This is a genomic window from Sphingobacterium sp. BN32 (genome assembly GCF_030503615.1).
Classification (GTDB): Bacteria; Bacteroidota; Bacteroidia; order Sphingobacteriales; family Sphingobacteriaceae; genus Sphingobacterium.
Genome location: NZ_CP129963.1, coordinates 1,998,940 through 2,019,205, shown reverse-complemented (window position 1 = coordinate 2,019,205; position 20,266 = coordinate 1,998,940). Strand labels below are relative to the sequence as shown.

Below are 20,266 nucleotides of genomic sequence, written 5' to 3'. Positions count from 1 at the left end.
GATAAATATATAATAAGAATAGCTATTTGTTGTTAATGTGATAATTTAATTATTCAATGATATGAATATTTTGTTAAATTATCATTATTTATATTTTACGCCTTTGGTTATTCTCATCAATTTCAATTAAATTAGTATGGGTTCAGCTATATTTCCGCTCAGTTTTCTATCAAACAGGACTGCGGCCATTATAAACGATTTAACACATTACTGAATCTTTTTAACCACTGTAAATAATTATGCGCGCATCAGAATTAACCGCTGAACATCAAATTTTCCGTGAAAGTCTAAGACACTTTATTCAAAAAGAAATCACCCCCCACATCGATCGATGGGAAAAGGAACGGCAAATCGATAAAAACATTTGGAAGAAAATGGGAGAAATGGGGTACATGGGCCTAAACTATCCTGAAAGCCTCAATGGCCTCGATTTAGATTTCTATTATTCTCTTATTTTTTGTGAAGAACTTTCGTACTGTTATTCGGGAGGTTTCACCATATCAGCATTAGTAATTCAATATATGTCGGCACCCTATTTATTAAAATATGGTTCTGAATATTTAAAAGAAAAGTATCTAGGGCCCGTGATCTTAGGTGATATGGTTAGTGCAGTAGCCATTACCGAGCCTGGTGCCGGCTCTGATGTACAAAGCATTCAGACCACTGCTGTGCTAGAGGGCGATCATTATATCGTTAATGGTTCGAAGACTTTCATTACGAATGGCTATTATGGCGATTTCTTTGTTACTGCCGTTAAGACAGATCCAAGCGCAGGAAGCAAAGGCATCAGTTTGTTGCTTATCGATCGACATGCTGAAGGTGTGACCGCCAATAAAATTGATAAGATGGGTTGGCATGCCTCTGATACTGCAGAACTTGGGTTCAATCATGTTCGGGTTCCGAAGGAAAATCTATTGGGCGTTGAGGGCGATGGCTTTAAATATCTAATGGGTGGCCTTCAGTTGGAGCGTTTAACTATAGCAATACATAGCTTGGCTACAGCAAAGTCTGCTATTGACTACACTTTGGATTATATAGAGCAACGGTCGGCCTTTAAAAAAACATTGAAAGACTTTCAGGTGATTCGCCATCGTATGGCGCAATTGATTGCTGATGTGAAGGTTATTAGAGCCTATGTATATCATTGCTGCGACCTTCAGCATGAGGGAAAATATGCCGTAGAAGAGTGCTCCATTGCCAAACTGCAAGCCAGTGAGTTGGCGATAAAAGTCGTAAATGAATGCCTACAGTTTTTCGGGGGCTATGGTTTTACAGAGGATTATAAAATCGCCCGCTTATATCGGGATGTGAGGGTTGGAACTATTATTGGAGGTACATCTGAGATTATGCGGGAGATTATTGCGAAGACCTCAATCGATCAGGTGCATTATCAGAGTAAATAGGTACCTCAGCCAAAAATAAACATGAAAAATATTAACATAGATAAAGCGCAGCACGGAATTTTAAGGTTCGAGTTTTCGAGCGATAACAAGGAATCCATCATTGTCGATTTAGACTTCTTTGACGAGCTGCTTCCGCAAGCCATTGATTTTCTGGAAGAGGGCAGCTCGAAAGCCATTATATTCGAATTTAAAGATCCTGCGGTAGGAACAGACTACAAGGTTCTTTTTGAGGAGGCGATGGCCTGGCAAGTCTTTGTCGATCGCTTAAATAGTGTTTCAAAACGCATCAGCCGATTAAAAGCATTTCGTAAGCCTATCGTTTGCATTGTGCACGACGAGTGTTTATCGGCAGCCTATTCTTTTGCTAGCATGGCAAACTATATTCTGCTATCTAAAAGCAAAGGTAAACTAGGCTTTCCGGAAACAAAGTTCGGTTTGATGCCCGGATTTGGTGGTACGATCAATCTATTGCAGCGATTGGGGGCAGAAGGTGCACTAAATATTCTCACTAGCGGAAAAATCTATCAGGCAGAAGAGGCTTTAAAACTAGGTTTAGCCAACCTGCTTTTTGAAGAAGAAGAGGAAGGGCTTTCTTTGGCGCTGTCATGTATCGCCGCACATAAGCAACTGGAGTCAGAGTCGCATTTAGTAATTAAAGAGGCTGAAGCCGAATACTTCGTCAACCTTTCTTCAAAAATCAATAGAGCGATCCCAAGTCAGCTCGCCATTGTTCAGGTTTTTCAAGATTCGCTGAACGAAAATCTTGCCGATGCCTACGAATTGGAAGCAGATGCATTTTGCAGCGTTCTGCAGCGTAAAGAGCCTTTGGCAATGCTTCGAACGCAATATTATGGTACGGCGGACGCATCTCGCATGGCGGCTGCGGCAGCATCCTTTCCTATACAAAAGATAGGGGTAATCGGTGCGGGCATGATGGGGGCAGGGATTGCCTATGAAGTAGCAAAAGCAGGCTTTGACGTTGTATTACGCGATATTAGTTTAGAAAGCGCCGAGCGAGGTAGAGCCTATTCCGCTAAAGTGCTTGATAAATCAATTAGCCTTGGAAAGGCTACTGAAAAGCATAAGGAAATTATTCTGGCGCGTATCCATGCTACGGATAAGCTAGCAGAGATGCACAATGCCGATATTATTGTGGAGGCGGTATTCGAGGATATCGCTTTAAAAAATCAAGTGATTGCAGAAAGCGCTGATCTGTTGCATGAGGGCGGCGTATTCGCATCGAATACGACCTCACTTCCAATCTCTAAGCTGGCTATTGCCAGTAAAAATCCTTCCAACTTCATCGGACTCCACTTTTTCTCGCCCGTAGATCGGATGCCCCTCGTGGAAGTGATATGCGGAAAGCAGACGAGCGAAGAAACATTAAATAAAGCTCTTCATTTTATTTCTAAACTGAAGAAGATACCAATCGTCGTTCAGGATGGTCCTGCATTCTTTACATCGCGCATTTTCTTCAATTATCTGTTGGAAGGTATTAGCATGATTCAAGAGGGCATTCCATTAGAACAAATAGAGGGCGCAGCAAGATTAGCAGGCTTTGGCGTCGGTCCACTTGCTGTATTAGATGAAATAACCTTAGACCTCATGGTCAAAGTATATGAGCAGTTACCAAAACTGCACCCGTCGCAACAACGAACGCTCAGCTACCTCAAAAAGCTGATCGCCGAAGGCCGATCCGGCAGAAGGTCTGGCAAAGGATTCTATGACTATCCTGCAGATGGCGGCAAAAAGCAATATTGGCAAGATCCAGATATTGCTGTTAGTAAAGAAATTCCTAGCACCGAAGACCTGAAGAAACGTCTGCTGCACGTTGTAGCGTTGGATAGCTATCGTTGCCTCGACGAAGGAATCCTTAGCAAAGCTATTGATGGAGATATAGGTTCTGTGTTCGGATTAGGCTACCCAACACATACTGGCGGGGTATTCGGACATATAGATCAGGTCGGTTTAGCACAGTTCGTCGAAGAATGTAAAGGCTATGCCGCCGCCGGTGAGCAATGGGAAATCCCCCAGTCATTGGAGAAGCTCGCCAAAGATGAATTCCAATTCTATAAGGGCTTTGAAGCTAATTCTTTAGATATTAGACATTAGATGTAAGATTTTAGATTTTAGACATTAGAGTAGGGAGCCGATTAGGCTCCTTTTTTTGTGGTCTCAGGGGTTGTTGGCAGCATAGGTCTTTATACTAAGTACTAAATACTATTTCTGATCCAGGAAAGGAAGGATTTAAGGATGATATTGTCTTGAACCAGGAAAGAAAGGATTTAAGGATAGGCAGAATCAAGCACAACTCAATCTTTCGTTCACTCAAACCCATTGTATAACCCTTTCAAACCCCTTTCATAACCATATATTAGCCCATCGGAAGCGGGTTTGATATGGATAGTAATGGGGTTTAAAAGGGTTTTAAAAGGGCTCTAAGTAAACGAGTGTCCGTTGCACTATTAACGAACAGTTAAGTACGACATGGAATAGATGTTAGATTTCAGACATTAGATTTTAGACCCGACCCTGCCAATCCTTTCATCTTTCCTTTCAGAATAGTATTTAGTATTTAGTAGTTAGACTCGATCCTGCACATCCTTTCATCTTTCCTTTCCTGGTTCAAGACAATTCCATCGAAACCAAAGGTTCAAAACAAAATTTTCTTCCTTTCCAACTTCCATACAAGCACAAAAAAGGGGTGTAAAAGCACCCCTTTCTAAACACCATACTCTGGTGTCTAATGTCTAAAATCTAATATCTAATTCCAGCAATAAACATCCACCAGCTCATTAACTTTCAATTTCACGAAAGTATCATAATCCAGTGTTTTTTCGATTGCAGTTTTCTGTTGTTTGTCGGCGAATACGCGAGCGAGGTTGATCTTATATTTTTCGATCAGTTTTGGGATGCCTTCGTCGCGGCGGCGTTTGTGTCCGATTGGATATTCTACCACCACTTCTTTTAGGACAGTGCCATCTTCTAGTTCAAGCGTTAATGCATTGGCAATTGAACGTTTTTCTGGATCATGGTAATCTTCCGTGAAAGCTGGATCCTCATGGCAGGTGATACGCTCGCGAAGGGCGTCGATGCGTGGATCGGAAGCTATCTTGTCTTCGTAGTCGGCAGCTGTTAAACGGCCAAAGATCAAAGGAACGGCAACCATGTATTGGATGGCGTGATCGCGGTCGGCAGGGTTGTGCAATGGTCCTTTTTTATCGATGATGCGGATTGCAGCTTCATGCGTACGGATTTTGATGGACTTGATGTCTGCTGCTGTTTTGCCCATTTCCTTCAATTGCTCGTGCAGGGTCATCGCTGCCTCTACTGCAGTTTGCGAGTGGAACTCGGCAGGGAATGAGATCTTGAACAATACATTCTCCATGACGTAAGAACCGTAAGGACGTTGGAATTTGAATGCCTGTCCTTTGAACGACACATCATAGAATCCCCATACTGGTGCTGTAAGTACCGATGGATATCCCATTTCGCCTTTCTGAGCAATTAATGCTAAACGAACAGCTCTCGATGTCGCATCTCCGGCTGCCCATGATTTACGGCTACCCGTATTTGGTGCGTGTCGGTATGTGCGTAAAGATTGTCCATCGACAAAGGCTAGAGAAATAGCGTTGATCAATTCGTCTTTATTGAGCCCTATCAATTTCCCTACTACAGCTGTTGAAGCCACTTTTACGAGGATAACATGATCTAAACCTACCTTATTGAAGGAGTTTTCCAATGCCAATACGCCTTGAATTTCGTGCGCCATCACCATTGCCTCCAATACTTTGTCCATGGTCAAGGCTTCCTTGCCCTCAGCGATACGATTGCGGGAAATCCAATCTGCCACTGCAAGGATTCCGCCCAGGTTGTCCGAAGGGTGTCCCCATTCGGCAGCAAGCCAGGTGTCGTTGAAGTCTAACCAACGTACCATAGCGCCAATATTGAAAGCGGCTTGAATAGGATCAAGCTGATAAGGAGTACCCGGAACTTTCGCGCCGTTTGGCACCACGGTACCCGGTACGATAGGGCCTAATAATTTTGTGCAAGCAGGGTAGGTCAATGCTTCGAAACCACAGCCTATAGTATCTAAGAAGCAGTAATGTGCTGTTTTTAGCGCTAAATCGCTATTGATTTTGTAGTCTAATACGTAATCGGCAATATCGACCAATACCTGATCTGGTTGTGGTCTATCATTTGAAATAAAGGATGACATAGGATCTTTTAATACTGTTTTATCGTAATATGATTAATTTCTGTTTTCTAAAGGAATAAATTCGAGGTTTTCCGGACCCGTGTAGTTGGCGCTCGGACGAATAATCTTTCCATCCTGGCGTTGTTCGATTACATGGGCGCCCCATCCTGATATTCTGGACATCACGAAGAGCGGAGTGAACATATCGGTCGGAATACCCATGATATGGTAAGCTACTGCAGAGAACCAATCTAAGTTAGGGAACATTTTCTTTTCATCCCACATCAGGGTCTCCAGGCGTTCTGCGATATCGTATAGATTCATATCGCCTTTTTCCTCCGACAGTCTTTTAGCAACTTGCTTGATGACCTGGTTCCGTGGATCGGAGATGGTATATACCGGGTGCCCGAAACCGATGATGACTTCTTTAACTTCCAGCCTTTTTCGGATGTCCGCTTCCGCGTCGTCCGCATTTTTATAGCGACTTTGTATCTCGAAGGCAACTTCGTTGGCTCCGCCATGTTTTGGACCACGTAGGGCACCAATAGCGCCGGTGATGCAAGAATACAAGTCAGACCCCGTACCTGCGATTACGCGCGCCGTAAAAGTAGAGGCATTGAATTCATGCTCTGCATATAAGTTTAATGAAATTTGCATGGCTTCTACCCAGGAAGCAGGTGCCTTTTCGCCGTGAAGTAGATGCAAGAAGTGAGCAGCAATGCTATCATCGTTTGTTTCTACCGTGATTTCTTTGTGGTTATGAGAGAAGTGGTACCAAAATAGAAGGGCAGAGGGGAAGCTGGCCATCAGGCGATCGATGATGTCGCGCGCTTTTTCGGTTTCATGCGCTAGCGGTTCCGGTTCTAGCGTTCCTAAGATGGATACGTATGTACGAAGAACATCCATTGGATGGGCTTTCTTTGGGATTAATTTCAATGCTTCTTTTGCATTGGTCGGCAATCCGCGTAAGCCTTTCAGCTTCTGTTTATATTTTTCGAGCTCCTCTTTGTTCGGTAGTTTTTCATGGATGAGCAAATAGGCCACTTCTTCGAAGCTAGCCTGATCGGCAAGCTCGAGGATATCGTATCCGCGATAGTGGAGGTCATTGCCCGAGCGACCTACTGTACAAAGGGCTGTATTTCCGGCGGGCACACCCGAAAGTGCGACGCTTTTTTTAGGCTTAAAGCCTGTGCTGTTCTCTTCTTTCATATTATTTGTTTTTAAATAATTGATCAAGTCGATTTTCATAAGCATAGTAATCTATGCTTTGGTATAGTTCCTCGCGCGTTTGCATGCTGTCAATTACCGCTTGCTGTGAGCCATCTTGACGGATATGCTGATACACATTTAACGCGGCTTTATTGGCGGCACGAAATGCCGACAGGGGATATAGCACGATGGATACTTGCACGTCGCGAAGTTGCTCTACCGTATAAAGCGGCGTTTGTCCGAATTCGGTGATATTGGCGAGGATAGGAATTCCTGTCGCTTCTGCGAAGCGCTGGTAGTCTGCAAGCTCAGATAGGGCCTCGGCGAAGATGAAATCAGCACCCGCTTCTTTGTAAGCAACTGCACGCTCTAGCGCTTTTTCTAGGCCTTCGGATGCAAAAGCATCTGTACGAGCACCGATAACAAAGTTGGAGTCAACCTTGGCATCTACAGCGGCTTTAACACGGTCTACCATTTCTTGTTGAGAAACGAGTTCTTTCCCTGGACGGTGACCACATCGCTTGGCACCGACTTGGTCTTCAATATGAACACCTGCTGCGCCAGCTTTATCCAAAGACTTAATCGTTCGGGCGATATTGAAGGCCGACGGTCCGAAGCCCGTGTCGATGTCGACAAGCAGGGGCAGCGAGCAGACATTGCTGATGCGCTCTACATCGATAAGTACGTCCTGTAAATTGGTGATTCCGAGGTCGGGTATTCCTAGGGAGCCGGCAGCGACGCCACCACCAGAAAGATAAATTGCTTTAAATCCCGATTGTTCGGCTAAGAGGGCATGATTAGCATTGATAGCTCCGACGATTTGCAAGGGCTTTTCTTCAGCCATGGCAGTACGCAAGCGTTTTCCTGCTGATTCTATCATTTTAAAAGGCTTTAAATATTTATAATCGTTATCATAGATGCATTAAGCTGTGATTTTTAAGCATTTGGCATCCTTTTAAAGGTAAGTAAATAAATTGGGAAATGGGCGGTTGAGGGGCGTTAAAGTTGATGAAAAAAATATGCAAGCATATTAATTTTCAGCAATTATTTGAGCTGTTTTTGAAGCTGACTGTGAAGGATGGCTAATTGCTCCCATCGAAGAATTGTCTCTATAGGATACTCCAGCTTGAGTTTTTCGATGGCATCAGCGTTTAAGACAAAAGGGAAAATATAGACGGGGATTTCTTCTTGCCCGTTTGCTTTCGCCAGGGATGCGAGGGTATAGAGCATTTCTATTGCAGGATCGCCGATTGGCAGGCAGCCTACGGTTTCCGTTCCACCATGAATAAAGATGTCAGAGCCAGTGTATTGCTGTGCTTGATCGTATTCGTTTGGGTAGTTTATTCCGAGCGATAGGTGGTACTTGCTCTTGGGGTTGAATCGGTTGATTCGATATTGTCCTTCTGGAACTTGTTTATCGCCTTCTTTTTTCTTGGGGCCTAGCGTTCCTGATCGTGTAAGAACTGGAAAAGACATGAGGAATCTGTAGGATTCGCTTGCTTTTTCTTTGGCATATAGTTTTAGGATATCCTCCTCCTTATAGGCTATCAAGAGGATTTCAAAATTGTTGGGCAACAGACCGATGGTCGACAAGCTTTCTTGGATGTCTGCTATACAACCTGCGTAAGCTTGTTCTGCTCGATCAATTTCCTGCATGCTAATATTGAATTTTGATCTGATGCTTTTCTAAAAGACCAGGCAATCCGTGAAGACTAAATTTAGCGCCTTTAATCTTATTGCTGTCCGGGTCGATGCTATAGTTGGTCGCCGTTAAGAAGTTGGCTTTCTCGAGGTTTGTTTGCGTAAAGTTTGCCATGCTTAGATCCGTATCGCTAAAGTCGGCAAGGCTGAGGTCTGTGCCTTCGAAATCTACCTCTTGTAGACGGCTGCCTTGAAAGCTCGTTTTCTTTATCTTGAGCTTATAAAAGCTACTGCGATCGAGGATACTATCTTTAAATGTAAAAGAGATATTGAAGGGATTGCAGGTTTCGAAGTGTAATCCCATCAATTTGCAGTTTTGGAATTTAACGTCCTGTATGCTACAACCAGTTAGATTTGCCAAGCTCAGGTTGCAGTCGATAAAGGTACATTCCGTGAATTTATAATCGCTTAGATCGTATTGTTCTAAGTTACATCCTTTGAATTGGCAGTAGTCGTAGTGTGCTTGTGTTAGTGGAGCTTTCGCAATTCGTGTTTGGTCGAAGGTCTGATCTTCGAAATATTCTTTTTCCATTCGTTAATAAAGATTTAGGCGTGCATAATTTCTTTACGGATACGGCTTAGGGAAGTATCTGTTACACCCAGGTAAGAAGCGATATGCTTAAGTGGCGCTTGCTGAATGATCTGCGGTTTCTCTTGCATAAGGTGCAAGTATCGTTGCGTAGCAGGTTCTGTGATCATTTCTGTTGCTCTTTTCTTAGCGAGGTATAGTTCGAATACCATCCAGGCACGACCCCATTCCCGCATAGCAGGGATTTGATGGAAAAGCTCTTGAAATTGGTCGTAATCAATTTGCCAAAGTACACAGTCAGTCAAGCATTGCATATACTCCTGCGTTGGAATACGTTGAAATAGGGAAGCAACTTCTATCGCGATTTCATTGGTGCCGGTAAATCCTGTGGTAATTTCATTGCCTTCGTAGTCGTATAGATAGGTGCGTATAAGACCGGACTCAACGATGGAATAGCAATTGGCGGTTTGATCTTTTTTCAAAAGATAATCTCCTTTTTTCAGTTCCACACGTTGATGTTCTTTGCTGATTAGCTCTAAATCAGCGGCTTCGAATAGCGGGTGCTGATATACGAATTTGAAGAGTTCCATTGGCGGAGGCTTTATTAGTATGACAAGTTAGGCATTTGAATAGAAATTCTAAAATGGGTCGGTAACTTCAAAACTCATTACTTCGCCTGTTTTTGGGTGCTTAAAGCTGATGAAACCGGCATGCAAATGTAGCCTGTCGGCTCTGTTTCCATATAGATCGTCTCCAACGATAGGGGCATTGAGTCCCTTCACGTGTGCAGAATGTACGCGCAACTGATGTGTTCTACCGGTTAGTGGGAAATAATGTATTCTGGTGCGGTTTCCTTCGATTGCAACGACTTTGAATTCGGTTCTTGCCGGCTTACCATAGTCGTAGCAAACCATCTGGCGTGGTCTATCGTCCAGGTCTACGCGAAGTGGTAGGTCGATCAGGCCTTCGCTTTCTTCAATTATCCCTTCTAACAGGGCGGTATAGCGTTTTCTGACCGTATGCTGGATAAACTGGTCTTGTATGATTTGATGCGCCTCTTTATTCTTTGCCAACACTAAGATTCCCGAAGTGGACATATCCAGGCGGTGGATGATAATGGGACTTTTGATGTCGGGATACATGCGTTCAATTCGCTGTTGCACGCTGTCTTGTATGTTAATGCCTGGAACGGATAAGAACTCTGCAGGCTTGTTGACCACGATGATATCATCGTCTTTATAAATAAACTCCAATTCCTTATCCGCTGCTGGATTTTGTAACATTGGATTGGGATCAACTTTCAATCCTTGTAACATGTGGCCTAAGATAGGTTCACACTTTCCTCGGCAGGAAGGATAGTATTGCTTATGTTTCCTGACTTCCGAGGATGGCGAAGCGCCCCACCAGAATTCAGCTAATGCGATGGGTTTTAGTTGATGCTGATAAGCATACTGTAGAAGCTTCGGCGCCGCACATTCTCCTGCACCAGCAGGCGGCGGCATATTGATATGATCTTGAAATATATCAAGAACAGGTTTGGTATTGCCTTCCGCATTCAAGAAATGATATTGATCAAACAAGCGTTGTTGTAGATCCGCGGAGCGTCTTTTTCTTTCGTCTTTTAAATTATCGATTTCTTGTACTAGCTGCTGCAGCTCTTCTTCTTGCCTTTGGAATTTCTCTTTGCAAGCTTGTTTTGCGACATCGTAGTCGTGTTGATCGCGATAGCTTTGTTTGATAAGGTCTTCAGCGATTAGGTTGTATTCTTCTTCGTTAAGCTGCTGCTTTGCCTGCTCTCGAATGCGCTTGCGTTCGGCTTTGTTCGCCTTATGAAACTTACGCAGGTCGGATAGGACAGCATCATTTTCCTGTTGAAGGGAAACTAATCTCTCTTTAAAGATTTTGATGTTAGGATTTGCCGAAAGCTCTTCGATGCGACGATTGATTGCATTGATGATGTTTTCCTCTTGGATGAAAAATCCGTCGGGGTCTAACATGTCAAAGATGGGAGGAACGAAATATTGGTTCTGATTGGTTCCAGCGAGCTTTCCAGAAACTGCGGCCAGATAACCTAGCTTGCCCTCCTGATCTTGCACGACTAAGACTCCGAACATTTTTCCAATTACTAAGCCTGGCATATCTGGCTTTAGCCCAAAGTTATGCTGAAAATCAGTTTGAGCGGTTAAGTACTGCTGGACTTGTTCTGCAGCGAGCATGCTTAATGGATGAGGTTCATAAAAGAAAGGATAAGTAAAAGCATCCGGCAATTGAATTGCAGTTATGTCTTCATTAAAGCGATGTAGATGTGTTAAATACCCTTGCATTTTCTTTTATTTTCTCGAAGGGGCAAAAATACAAAAGTGTAGGCGAATACACTGCGCTATTCTTATAATATTATGACAAGATAAAGCCTTGAAAACTGGGAAAGGCGCATTAAAAATGGTAACTTGTCCTTATCAAAATTAGAGCGCCCGCTATGGAAAACAAACGTCAAATTGCAAATTCAGATTTATTTATTGACCCTATTATTTTCGGAGGAAATGTGTTCGGATGGACACTAGATGAACAGCAGTCTTTTGATATTTTAGATCGCTTTGTTGATTTAGGATTCAATGCGATCGATACTGCTAATAATTACTCGCATTGGGTGCCTGGAAATAAAGGCGGAGAATCCGAGACTATCATCGGAAATTGGTTGAATAAGCGTGGAAAGCGTGATGATCTGGTATTAATGACGAAGGTGGGAGGACGGTTTGGCTATGATTCGAAGCCAAACACAAAAGCAACCTATATTAAGGAGCAGGTCGAACTATCGTTGAAACGTATGCAGACGGATTATATCGATCTCTATCAAACTCACTATGATGATGTCGAAACTCCGATAGAAGAGACTTTAAGGGCCTATGAGGACTTAATTAAAGAAGGAAAGGTTAGGTATATTGGTGCATCAAATATTACGGCCGAACGTCTTACAGAGAGTTTATCTACTGCGGATCATTTAAATCTTCCGAAGTATGTTTCCTTGCAGCCGGAGTATAACCTTTATGATCGCGCAAAATATGAGCAAGAGTTTGAGGTAATTGCTGCACAAAATGACCTTGCAGTAATTCCATACTATTCGCTTGCCAGTGGTTTTCTAAGTGGGAAGTATCTTTCGGATGACGATTTCAATAAGTCTGCAAGAGGCGAGGGGATACAAAAGCGTTATTGGAATGAGCGTGGACAACGTATTGTGAAAGTCTTATCGGAGGTTTCCGCAGTTTATCGTACGTCTTCTTCCGCCGTTGCTTTAGCATGGCTGCTCGCGCGACCATCCATCACAGCGCCGATAGCTAGTGCTACTAAAGAAGATCACTTACAATCCTTTGTTGCCGCTGTGCAACTTAGACTAGGGGAGGACGCTATACAAAAATTGAACGAAGCAAGTACTTATTAAAAACATATAAAACTAATTTACAGATGAAAACAAATATCGGTTTAAAAGAAAAGGACACTGCTGCTGTTGCAAATATGTTGAACAGATTGTTGGCAGATGAGAATGTACTCTATATCAAGGTTAGAAATGCCCATTGGAATGTGGAAGGACCAGATTTTCATGCTCAGCATTTGTTCTTTGAGACTATTTATGATGAATTGGCAGAATTGATCGATGAAGTTGCAGAGCGCGTTCGCGCTATTGGCCATTATGCTATCGGCACGATGAAGGAGTTTTTGGAAGTGACACAGCTTACAGAAATGAAATACAACAAGAACGATAGCCAAGGATTTATCAAGGAGTTATTGAATGATTTCGAGAGCTTGATCATCACCCTGCGTGAAGATATTAAGTTAGCGGAAGATCATGAAGATGCAGGAACAGAAGATTTCTTGGTAGGAATTTTGGAAAAACATGAGAAAACAGCTTGGATGCTGCGCGCTCATGTAAAATAGAGGCAAGATATTCCCATAATTAGAGCTCCGAAAGGGGCTCTTGTTGTTTCTGCTGACTGAAGATTGATAAATTGAATAAGAAAAGTGATATTTCAACTTATTTATTGAAAAGAATAGTTAAATTCAGAGCATATTTTCATTATTCGTATGATTGATAACCTGATAGCTTACTTTGAAACCCTAAATCCTATTGTTGCGGCATTGATAGCTGGTCTTTTCACTTGGGGCGTAACAGCCTTGGGGGCGGCGAGTGTGTTCTTATTTAAAGGCGTTAATAAGAAATTGTTAAACGGCATGCTAGGTTTTACTGGGGGAGTCATGATAGCTGCCAGTTTTTGGAGCTTATTGGCCCCAGCAATTGAGATGAGCGAAGGCGAAAGCTTCGAGAAAGTTATGCCTGCCGCTATCGGATTTCTCTTAGGTGCATTCTTTATTTTCGGCTTGGATAAACTGATGCCTCACTTGCACTTGAATTTTCTAAAAACTGAAGGTCCAAAATCATCTTTACATCGAACGACATTACTAACCATCGCGATAGCTTTACACAATATTCCTGAGGGCTTGGCGGTAGGGGTTCTGTTTGGCGGTGCAGCCGCTGGACATGCTGAGGCAACCATCGCCGGAGCTATTTTACTAGCTATGGGAATCGGATTACAGAATTTCCCGGAAGGAATTGCTGTTTCGATGCCTTTGCGTAGAATGGGATTATCCCGTAGAAAGAGTTTTCAATACGGACAAATGTCAGCGATTGTGGAGCCTATTTTTGCAGTATTAGGTGCATGGGCGGTGGCATTCTTTATTCCTATTCTTCCATATGCTTTAGCTTTTGCTGCCGGTGCCATGATCTTTGTGGTTATCGAAGAGGTAATCCCGGAGACTCAACAGGAAGAACATTCGGACATCCCGATGCTCGGTTTTGTCCTCGGTTTCGTAGTGATGATGGTATTGGATGTGGCACTAGGGTAATAGATAAGCACATAAAAAAAGCCTTCAGCATATGCTGAAGGCTTTTTTTATCTTAACTGCGCATTAGTTCAATGCATCAATCTTCGCTTGCGTTTCTGCAGATTTAGCTTCGTCTTGCATGAAATCATAGAAGTTTTTCAAGTTGCGCAATGCATCAGCATTCTTAGGATCTGCTTCTACAGATTTTTGTAAGTAAGGTAATGCACGAGCAATTTTCTCTTTCAATGCTGCAACTTTTGCATTGTAGTCTTTTGCCTGCAACGTTTTATCGTCGTTTAATGCAATTAACTCATCGCGACCACTGTTCATAATAACAACAGCAGCGTTTGTATTAGCTTCTAAATAGTTTGGATCGATCTCTAAAGCTTTTTTGTAAGCCTCTAAAGCTTTCTCCGGTTGACCAGAAGTGCTGTATGCTAAGCCAAGGTAATAATGTAAGCTTTTGTTTGACGCATCCTTAGCAATCTGAGCTTCGATGTCTGAAACTACTTTAGCCTCATTTCCCGTAATCAAGTTCAACTCGATGTTCTGTACGACAGCCGCATTATCGTTTGGATAAGCAGCAACCGCCTCAGCAGCAGAAGCTAATGCAGCAGCAGTATCTTGTTTTGATAAATAAAGCTTAGGTAAATCAATCATGATTGACTTGTGTGCAGAATATTCTTTTACAGGTACTAAAGCTTTATAGCGAGCAATAGCATTATCATAATCCTTGTTTTGCACAGCCGCTAAACCAGAGTAGTATGTTAATGTAGTATCACCTGGTAAGTAATCTAAAGCCCCAGTAAACTCTTTGTAAGCTGTTTGGTAGTCTTGTTTGTCCCAAGCAGCAACACCCTCGTTAAAACGGAACTGTCCTAGTGTCTGACCAGCAGCTTTGATGTTTTCCGCGTGTTTTTTATCCGTATCCAACTCTGTTGCTTTCTTGATACCCTCAATGGCTTTTGTTGCAGCTTCCGCATTTTTATCAAGGTTCGCAATATTAGCATATACTAAAGAATATACCGTCCAAGCTTCTGGATCGTTTTGTGTTTTCTCATGTACAACAGCAGCGTCGATAGCTTCTTGAGCTGAAGTTAAATTACCTTTACCTAAAGCAGCTGTATTTGCAGCTTTCAACTCTTCGAATTTCGTGTAGTTGGTTTTCGCTTTTTTGATATTACCCGATTGAGCCATTGCAGTCGTTGTACCGGCTGCAAAAAGAACTCCGGCGAATAATATGGATTTTCTTAGATTCATATCGTTTTTATTTGTGTTGTCTTAATTCGTAAGTTGGTTCAAAAGTAGATTCACGCGATCTAATTGCTCAGCATCGTCAGCTTTCTCATAGAACATCGCTAAAGATTTAAGTGCATTGATCTCGTAAGGTTTGATTTCATTTGCTTTCAACAGAAAATTCTGAGCATTGTATTGTGCCTCATGATTCTCCGTATCATTTAAAAAGTCTTTCAAATAGATTAAACCCAATGCTAGATTAGACTCATAATTATTGGGATCTATCTCTAACACCTTTTCGTAAAACGCTTTTGCAGCAGGAATATTGTTTACATTTTCATTAGCGTAGCCCGCCAGGTAATTCAACTCCACATTGTCTGGCTCCATCTTAACAGCTTGATCAGCTATAGGAACGATCGCATCGTAAGCTTTTACAGAAGCATATTCCTGAATCAATTGAAACAAGATTTCCTTATTCTCTCCATACTTCGTACGAGCGTTTTCTAAAGTCGTTAAATTCAACTGGCTTTCACCTAACTTATTGTAAAGAGCCGCTAATTCTAAATATTGTTGTTCCGTAGCATTGCCACTTTCAATAATCTTTTTGTAGAATTTAACAGCATCCTCAGACTTGCCTGCTTTGTTTGCTAAGACAGCAAGATTGTAGGTTACATCTTCATTTTTAGCATTCAACTCGTCGACTTTCAGGAAATCACTATAAGCAGCATCATACTTCTGGCCTTGCAGCGATTTATTCGCGCGCTTGATCAATGCTGCAGCTAAGTTCTGTTTTACATAGCTAATCTCGCCAGGATAGCCTTCGCGATCTTTTTCACGAATTCTTCCCAAGGTCTGATAGGTCAAATCAATAGGGTCCTTATCTGTTTTTATCGTTCGCGCAGAGTCGGCGTAAGCGATAGAGCTCATCACCATCGCACGCAGTACATTTACGCGTGTTTTTGAAGAGTCTTTAGCCGTTTTGTAGATGTTATCTAATTGTTTTTTTGCGTTCTCAAGATTCTTGATAGCGCCGGTTTGCGTATAAAGCGCAAAGGCATTGCTAGCTTCTTTGTAATTAGATTGCGCAAAAGCACTGTTAGCTGATAAAGCTAACAGTACCGATAGGGATGAAATAATGAAATTATTCTTGTTCTTCATTTTCAGCACTACTTGAATCGTTTTCAGTTGTGTTTTCTTCGGAACCTTCAATTTGCGTTTCTTCTTCTTCGTCTTGGTGGTCAACTTTAGTGATCGATGCGATCTCGTCATTGTCCTTTAAGGTAATCAATCGAACACCTTGTGTTGCACGACCCATAACGCGAAGTGAAGCTACGCCAATACGGATAACAATACCTGATTTATTGATGATCATTAAGTCGTTCTCATCAGTAACGCCTTTAATTGCAACCAACTCACCGGTCTTCTCCGTAACGTTGATTGTTTTTACCCCTTTACCACCACGGTTGGTGATACGGTAGTCTTCAATATCTGTACGTTTTCCGTATCCTTTTTCCGAAACAACCAATACAGTTGTCTCTTGATCATTAACACTAATCATGCCAACAACCTCGTCATTTTCGCTTGCAAGCGTGATTCCGCGTACACCAGTAGCAGTTCTACCCATCGGTCTGACGTTTTCCTCGTTGAAGCGGATTGCACGACCCGAACGTAAAGCCATCACGATCTCGCTGCCGCCCGAAGTCAAGGTTGCTTCCAATAACTGGTCGCCTTCATTGATATTGATTGCATTGATACCATTTGCTCTAGGACGAGAGTAAGCTTCTAGCGACGTCTTCTTAATAGTACCTTTCTTAGTACACATAATAATGAAGTTGTTCTCTAAATACTCCTGATCTTTCAAGTTCTTCACATTGATGTAAGCCTTGATCTTCTCGTCTTTCGGAATATTGATGATGTTCTGTAGTGCTCTACCTTTTGAAGTTCTACTTCCTTCAGGAATCTCGAAAGCACGTAGCCAGAAACAACGACCTGCTTCTGTAAACAACAATAAGTAGTTGTGCGCAGAGGCTGTAATGATATGTTCGGTGAAGTCTTCGTCGCGCGTAGAGGAACCAATGGCACCTTTACCACCACGACCTTGACGACGGTATTCGGTAAGCGGCGTACGCTTAACGTAGCTGTTGTGAGATATCGTAATAACAACTTCCTCATCATCGATGAAGTCTTCCATACGCATATCTTCTGCCGAGTGAACAATCTCCGAACGACGTTCATCTCCATATTTCTCTTGAACTTCAAGAAGCTCGTCTTTGATGATCTTCATACGCAGACCTTCATCTGCCAATACCTCTTTTAAGTATTCAATCGTCTTCATTAATTCCGCATACTCTTCTTTAATCTTGTCGCGTTCTAGCCCTGTCAACCTGCGTAAGGTCATGTCAAGGATTGCACGAGCCTGAATATCGGAAAGTCCGAAACGTTCCATCAAGCCTACGCGAGCATCTTCTGGCGTATCCGATGCACGGATTAACTTAATTACTTCATCTAAGTGGTCTAATGCGATTAGATAACCTTCTAAGATGTGCGCACGTTTTTCCGCTTCAGCAAGCTCAAACTTCGTACGTCTGATTACCACATCGTGACGGTGCTCCACAAACTCGTGGATCATGTCTTTCAGGTTCATCAACATCGGACGCCCTTTTACTAAGGCGATGTTATTTACTGAGAATGATGTTTGTAATGCGGTATATTTATACAGGTTGTTCAACACCACATTGGCGTTCGCATCCCGTTTAATTTCATAGATAATACGGATCTCTTTCGTAGACTCATCGCGAATCTCCGAGATACCTTCAATTTTCTTTTCTTGAATCAAATCAGCTGTACGCTTGATCATATCCGACTTGTTCACCTGATAAGGAATCTCCGTTACGATAATAACCTCTTTGCCGGATTTCGTTGTCTCGATCTCTGCTCTTGCACGCATCACCACACGACCGCGACCTGTTTCGAAGGCTTCTCTAACACCGTGGTAACCATAGATCAATCCACCAGTAGGGAAGTCCGGTCCCTTGACATGGGTCATCAACTCAGAAATCCCGATATCACGGTTATCGATATAGGCGATTGTTCCGTCGATAACCTCTGTCAGGTTGTGCGGCGCCATGTTGGTCGCCATACCTACAGCAATACCTGAAGATCCATTGACCAAAAGATTAGGAATACGAGTAGGAAGAACGGTAGGCTCTGTTAAAGAGTCGTCGAAGTTTAATTGGAAATCGACAGTATCCTTATTGATATCTGCTAATAGCTCTTCGGCAATCTTACGAAGACGCGCCTCGGTATAACGCATCGCTGCTGGTGGATCCCCATCGACAGAACCGTAGTTACCTTGTCCATCAACCAATGGATAGCGCAATGACCAGTTTTGAGCCATGCGGACCATCGTATCATAAACCGACGAGTCACCATGTGGGTGGTACTTACCTAAAACATCCCCAACAATACGAGCAGATTTCTTATATGGTTTTCCACTCGTTACCCCCAAGTCCAACATACCATACAATACACGGCGGTGTACAGGTTTCAGCCCATCGCGTGCATCAGGAAGAGCACGTGAAACGATTACCGACATCGAGTAATCGATGTAGGCAGCTTTCATTTGATCTTCAATATTGATAGGGACAATCCTGTTTTCCGCAGGTACTAAGTTGTTTTCGTTTTCTGTTTCTTCAGCCATTATTTTGTGGTTTCGATAAAACTAAAAAAGTGCCTGTTATAAATATAGACACATAGCTGGCGAATATACACAAAATTTCGTCCAAAAACCACTTTTAAAGCCGTTAAAAATATCCACATTTCCACTGAAATGTTAGTTGTTTTTACCAATCGTGAAATCACGGAATTAGGGGAGTAACGATGATAATATGTCATTGAAATTTAACAAATATTGTCATATTCTAAACAAATACGGTTTTTGTTTTAGAAAATTTCAAAAATATTTTACCTTTGGGCATTCAAAAGTTAAAGCAAACGATTGAGCTTGTTTTAATAACCTTATTTTAAACACTTTACTAGAAAATAATGAAACACAATTTCGGAGCAGGCCCTTGTATTTTACCAAAGGAAGTCTTTGAAGAAGCTTCAAAAGCAGTGTTGGACTTTAATGGAACTGGACTTTCCATTTTAGAGGTATCCCACCGCTCGAAGGAGTTTGAGGCGGTTGTCGTTGAGACGGAGCGATTAGTTCGCGAGTTACTTAATGTACCGCAGGGATATTCCATTCTGTTTTTACAAGGAGGAGCAAGCCAGCAATTCGCAATGGTTCCGATGAACTTATTGCCAGAAGGAGGGAAAGCAGCTTATTTAGACACGGGAGTTTGGGCGACCAAAGCCGCTAAAGAAGCAAAAAAACTTGGACAAGTTGAGATTGTAGCCTCCTCGAGCGATAAGAATTACACTTACATTCCAAAGGACTATAGCATTCCGGCGGACGCTGCTTATTTCCATTTCACGTCTAACAACACCATTTACGGAACAGAGGTGTTCGAAACGCCTCGAACAAACCTGCCTGTTGTTGTTGATATGTCCTCTGATATTTTAAGCAGAAAAATCGATGTCTCAGAATATGATTTAATCTATGCTGGCGCTCAGAAGAATATGGGTCCTGCGGGGGTTACACTGGTAATCATCAAAGATGAGCTATTCGGTAAATCGGGACGCACAATCCCAACAATTTTTGAGTATGAGGCCCACGCAAAAGCGGGATCTATGTATAATACCCCTCCAGTGTTCTCCATCTATGTTTCTATGTTGAACCTACGTTGGTTAAAAGCAAAAGGAGGAGTAGAGGTTATCGAACAAGAAAATATCATTAAAGCGCGTACGCTTTACGATGAAATCGACCGTAACCCATTCTTCAAAGGAACAGCGAACCTAGAAGATCGCTCGCGCATGAACGTAACGTTCGTTATGGAAAATCCTGACTTAGAAGCAGCGTTCTTAGAACTTGCTAAAGAGCGTGGATTGATAGGAATTAAAGGTCACCGTTCTGTTGGTGGATTTAGAGCGTCCATCTACAACGCATTAACGATCAGTTCAATCAATGCATTGGTTGACGCGATGAGAGAATTTGAAGAAACGCACAAATAATAA

16 protein-coding genes are annotated in these 20,266 nt (G+C 42.5%); 6 read left to right on the top strand and 10 right to left on the bottom strand.

The features are described 5' to 3' along the window. The first annotated feature begins 239 nt into the window (after positions 1 to 239). Positions 240 to 1,403, top strand: a complete 1,164-nt coding sequence (locus QYC40_RS08470) for an acyl-CoA dehydrogenase family protein (RefSeq protein WP_301993533.1) — start codon at positions 240 to 242, stop codon at positions 1,401 to 1,403. A gap of 21 nt (positions 1,404 to 1,424) precedes the next feature. After that, positions 1,425 to 3,515, top strand: coding sequence for a 3-hydroxyacyl-CoA dehydrogenase NAD-binding domain-containing protein (locus QYC40_RS08465; protein WP_301993532.1), 2,091 nt, complete (start codon positions 1,425 to 1,427; stop codon positions 3,513 to 3,515). Positions 3,516 to 4,167: 652 nt separating this feature from the next. Here the strand turns inward: QYC40_RS08465 and QYC40_RS08460 are convergent. The 7 genes from QYC40_RS08460 to QYC40_RS08430 form a co-directional block, all read right to left on the bottom strand. After that, complete coding sequence (locus QYC40_RS08460) at positions 4,168 to 5,622, bottom strand: bifunctional 2-methylcitrate dehydratase/aconitate hydratase (protein WP_301993531.1); 1,455 nt, start codon at positions 5,620 to 5,622, stop codon at positions 4,168 to 4,170. 33 nt (positions 5,623 to 5,655) lie between these two features. After that, positions 5,656 to 6,810 (bottom strand): 2-methylcitrate synthase, encoded by a 1,155-nt coding sequence (prpC, locus tag QYC40_RS08455; protein ID WP_301993529.1) that lies wholly within the window; start codon positions 6,808 to 6,810, stop codon positions 5,656 to 5,658. A 1-nt stretch (position 6,811) separates the two neighbouring features. After that, on the bottom strand, positions 6,812 to 7,690 hold the full coding sequence (gene prpB / locus QYC40_RS08450; RefSeq protein WP_301993528.1) for a methylisocitrate lyase: 879 nt from the start codon (positions 7,688 to 7,690) through the stop codon (positions 6,812 to 6,814). 164 nt (positions 7,691 to 7,854) lie between these two features. Continuing rightward, positions 7,855 to 8,466 (bottom strand): murein L,D-transpeptidase family protein, encoded by a 612-nt coding sequence (locus QYC40_RS08445; RefSeq protein ID WP_301993527.1) that lies wholly within the window; start codon positions 8,464 to 8,466, stop codon positions 7,855 to 7,857. Between the two features lies 1 nt (position 8,467). Beyond that, positions 8,468 to 9,043: a pentapeptide repeat-containing protein gene (locus QYC40_RS08440; RefSeq protein WP_301993526.1), complete on the bottom strand. Its 576-nt coding sequence runs from the start codon at positions 9,041 to 9,043 to the stop codon at positions 8,468 to 8,470. Between the two features lie 14 nt (positions 9,044 to 9,057). After that, positions 9,058 to 9,630 carry a Crp/Fnr family transcriptional regulator gene (locus QYC40_RS08435; RefSeq protein ID WP_301993525.1) on the bottom strand — a complete coding sequence of 191 codons (573 nt, stop codon included), beginning with the start codon at positions 9,628 to 9,630 and terminating at the stop codon, positions 9,058 to 9,060. Between the two features lie 48 nt (positions 9,631 to 9,678). Beyond that, positions 9,679 to 11,364: a pseudouridine synthase gene (locus tag QYC40_RS08430; protein ID WP_301993524.1), complete on the bottom strand. Its 1,686-nt coding sequence runs from the start codon at positions 11,362 to 11,364 to the stop codon at positions 9,679 to 9,681. 152 nt (positions 11,365 to 11,516) lie between these two features. On the opposite strand from QYC40_RS08430, the gene QYC40_RS08425 reads away from it, so the two are divergent. The 3 genes from QYC40_RS08425 to QYC40_RS08415 all read left to right on the top strand — a co-directional run bounded on the left by QYC40_RS08425 (position 11,517) and on the right by QYC40_RS08415 (position 13,936). After that, positions 11,517 to 12,476: an aldo/keto reductase gene (locus QYC40_RS08425; RefSeq protein ID WP_301993523.1), complete on the top strand. Its 960-nt coding sequence runs from the start codon at positions 11,517 to 11,519 to the stop codon at positions 12,474 to 12,476. A 23-nt stretch (positions 12,477 to 12,499) separates the two neighbouring features. Continuing rightward, positions 12,500 to 12,970 (top strand): Dps family protein, encoded by a 471-nt coding sequence (locus QYC40_RS08420; protein ID WP_301993522.1) that lies wholly within the window; start codon positions 12,500 to 12,502, stop codon positions 12,968 to 12,970. A 147-nt stretch (positions 12,971 to 13,117) separates the two neighbouring features. After that, positions 13,118 to 13,936 (top strand): ZIP family metal transporter, encoded by an 819-nt coding sequence (locus QYC40_RS08415; protein WP_301993521.1) that lies wholly within the window; start codon positions 13,118 to 13,120, stop codon positions 13,934 to 13,936. A gap of 63 nt (positions 13,937 to 13,999) precedes the next feature. Here the strand turns inward: QYC40_RS08415 and QYC40_RS08410 are convergent, their stop codons facing one another. The 3 genes from QYC40_RS08410 to gyrA are packed head-to-tail and all read right to left on the bottom strand — an operon-like array spanning position 14,000 to position 18,851. Then, positions 14,000 to 15,175: a lipopolysaccharide assembly protein LapB gene (locus QYC40_RS08410; RefSeq protein ID WP_301993520.1), complete on the bottom strand. Its 1,176-nt coding sequence runs from the start codon at positions 15,173 to 15,175 to the stop codon at positions 14,000 to 14,002. A gap of 21 nt (positions 15,176 to 15,196) precedes the next feature. Beyond that, positions 15,197 to 16,309 carry a lipopolysaccharide assembly protein LapB gene (locus tag QYC40_RS08405; RefSeq protein WP_301993519.1) on the bottom strand — a complete coding sequence of 371 codons (1,113 nt, stop codon included), beginning with the start codon at positions 16,307 to 16,309 and terminating at the stop codon, positions 15,197 to 15,199. Further along, entirely contained in the window at positions 16,293 to 18,851 is a 2,559-nt protein-coding gene (gyrA, locus tag QYC40_RS08400; RefSeq protein ID WP_301993518.1) for a DNA gyrase subunit A, read from the bottom strand. The genes QYC40_RS08405 and gyrA overlap by 17 nt, the downstream gene beginning before the upstream one ends. 344 nt (positions 18,852 to 19,195) lie before the next feature. Here gyrA and serC point away from each other — a divergent pair, with 344 nt between their 5' ends. Then, entirely contained in the window at positions 19,196 to 20,263 is a 1,068-nt protein-coding gene (gene serC / locus QYC40_RS08395; protein WP_301993516.1) for a 3-phosphoserine/phosphohydroxythreonine transaminase, read from the top strand. The last annotated feature ends 3 nt before the right edge of the window (positions 20,264 to 20,266 follow it).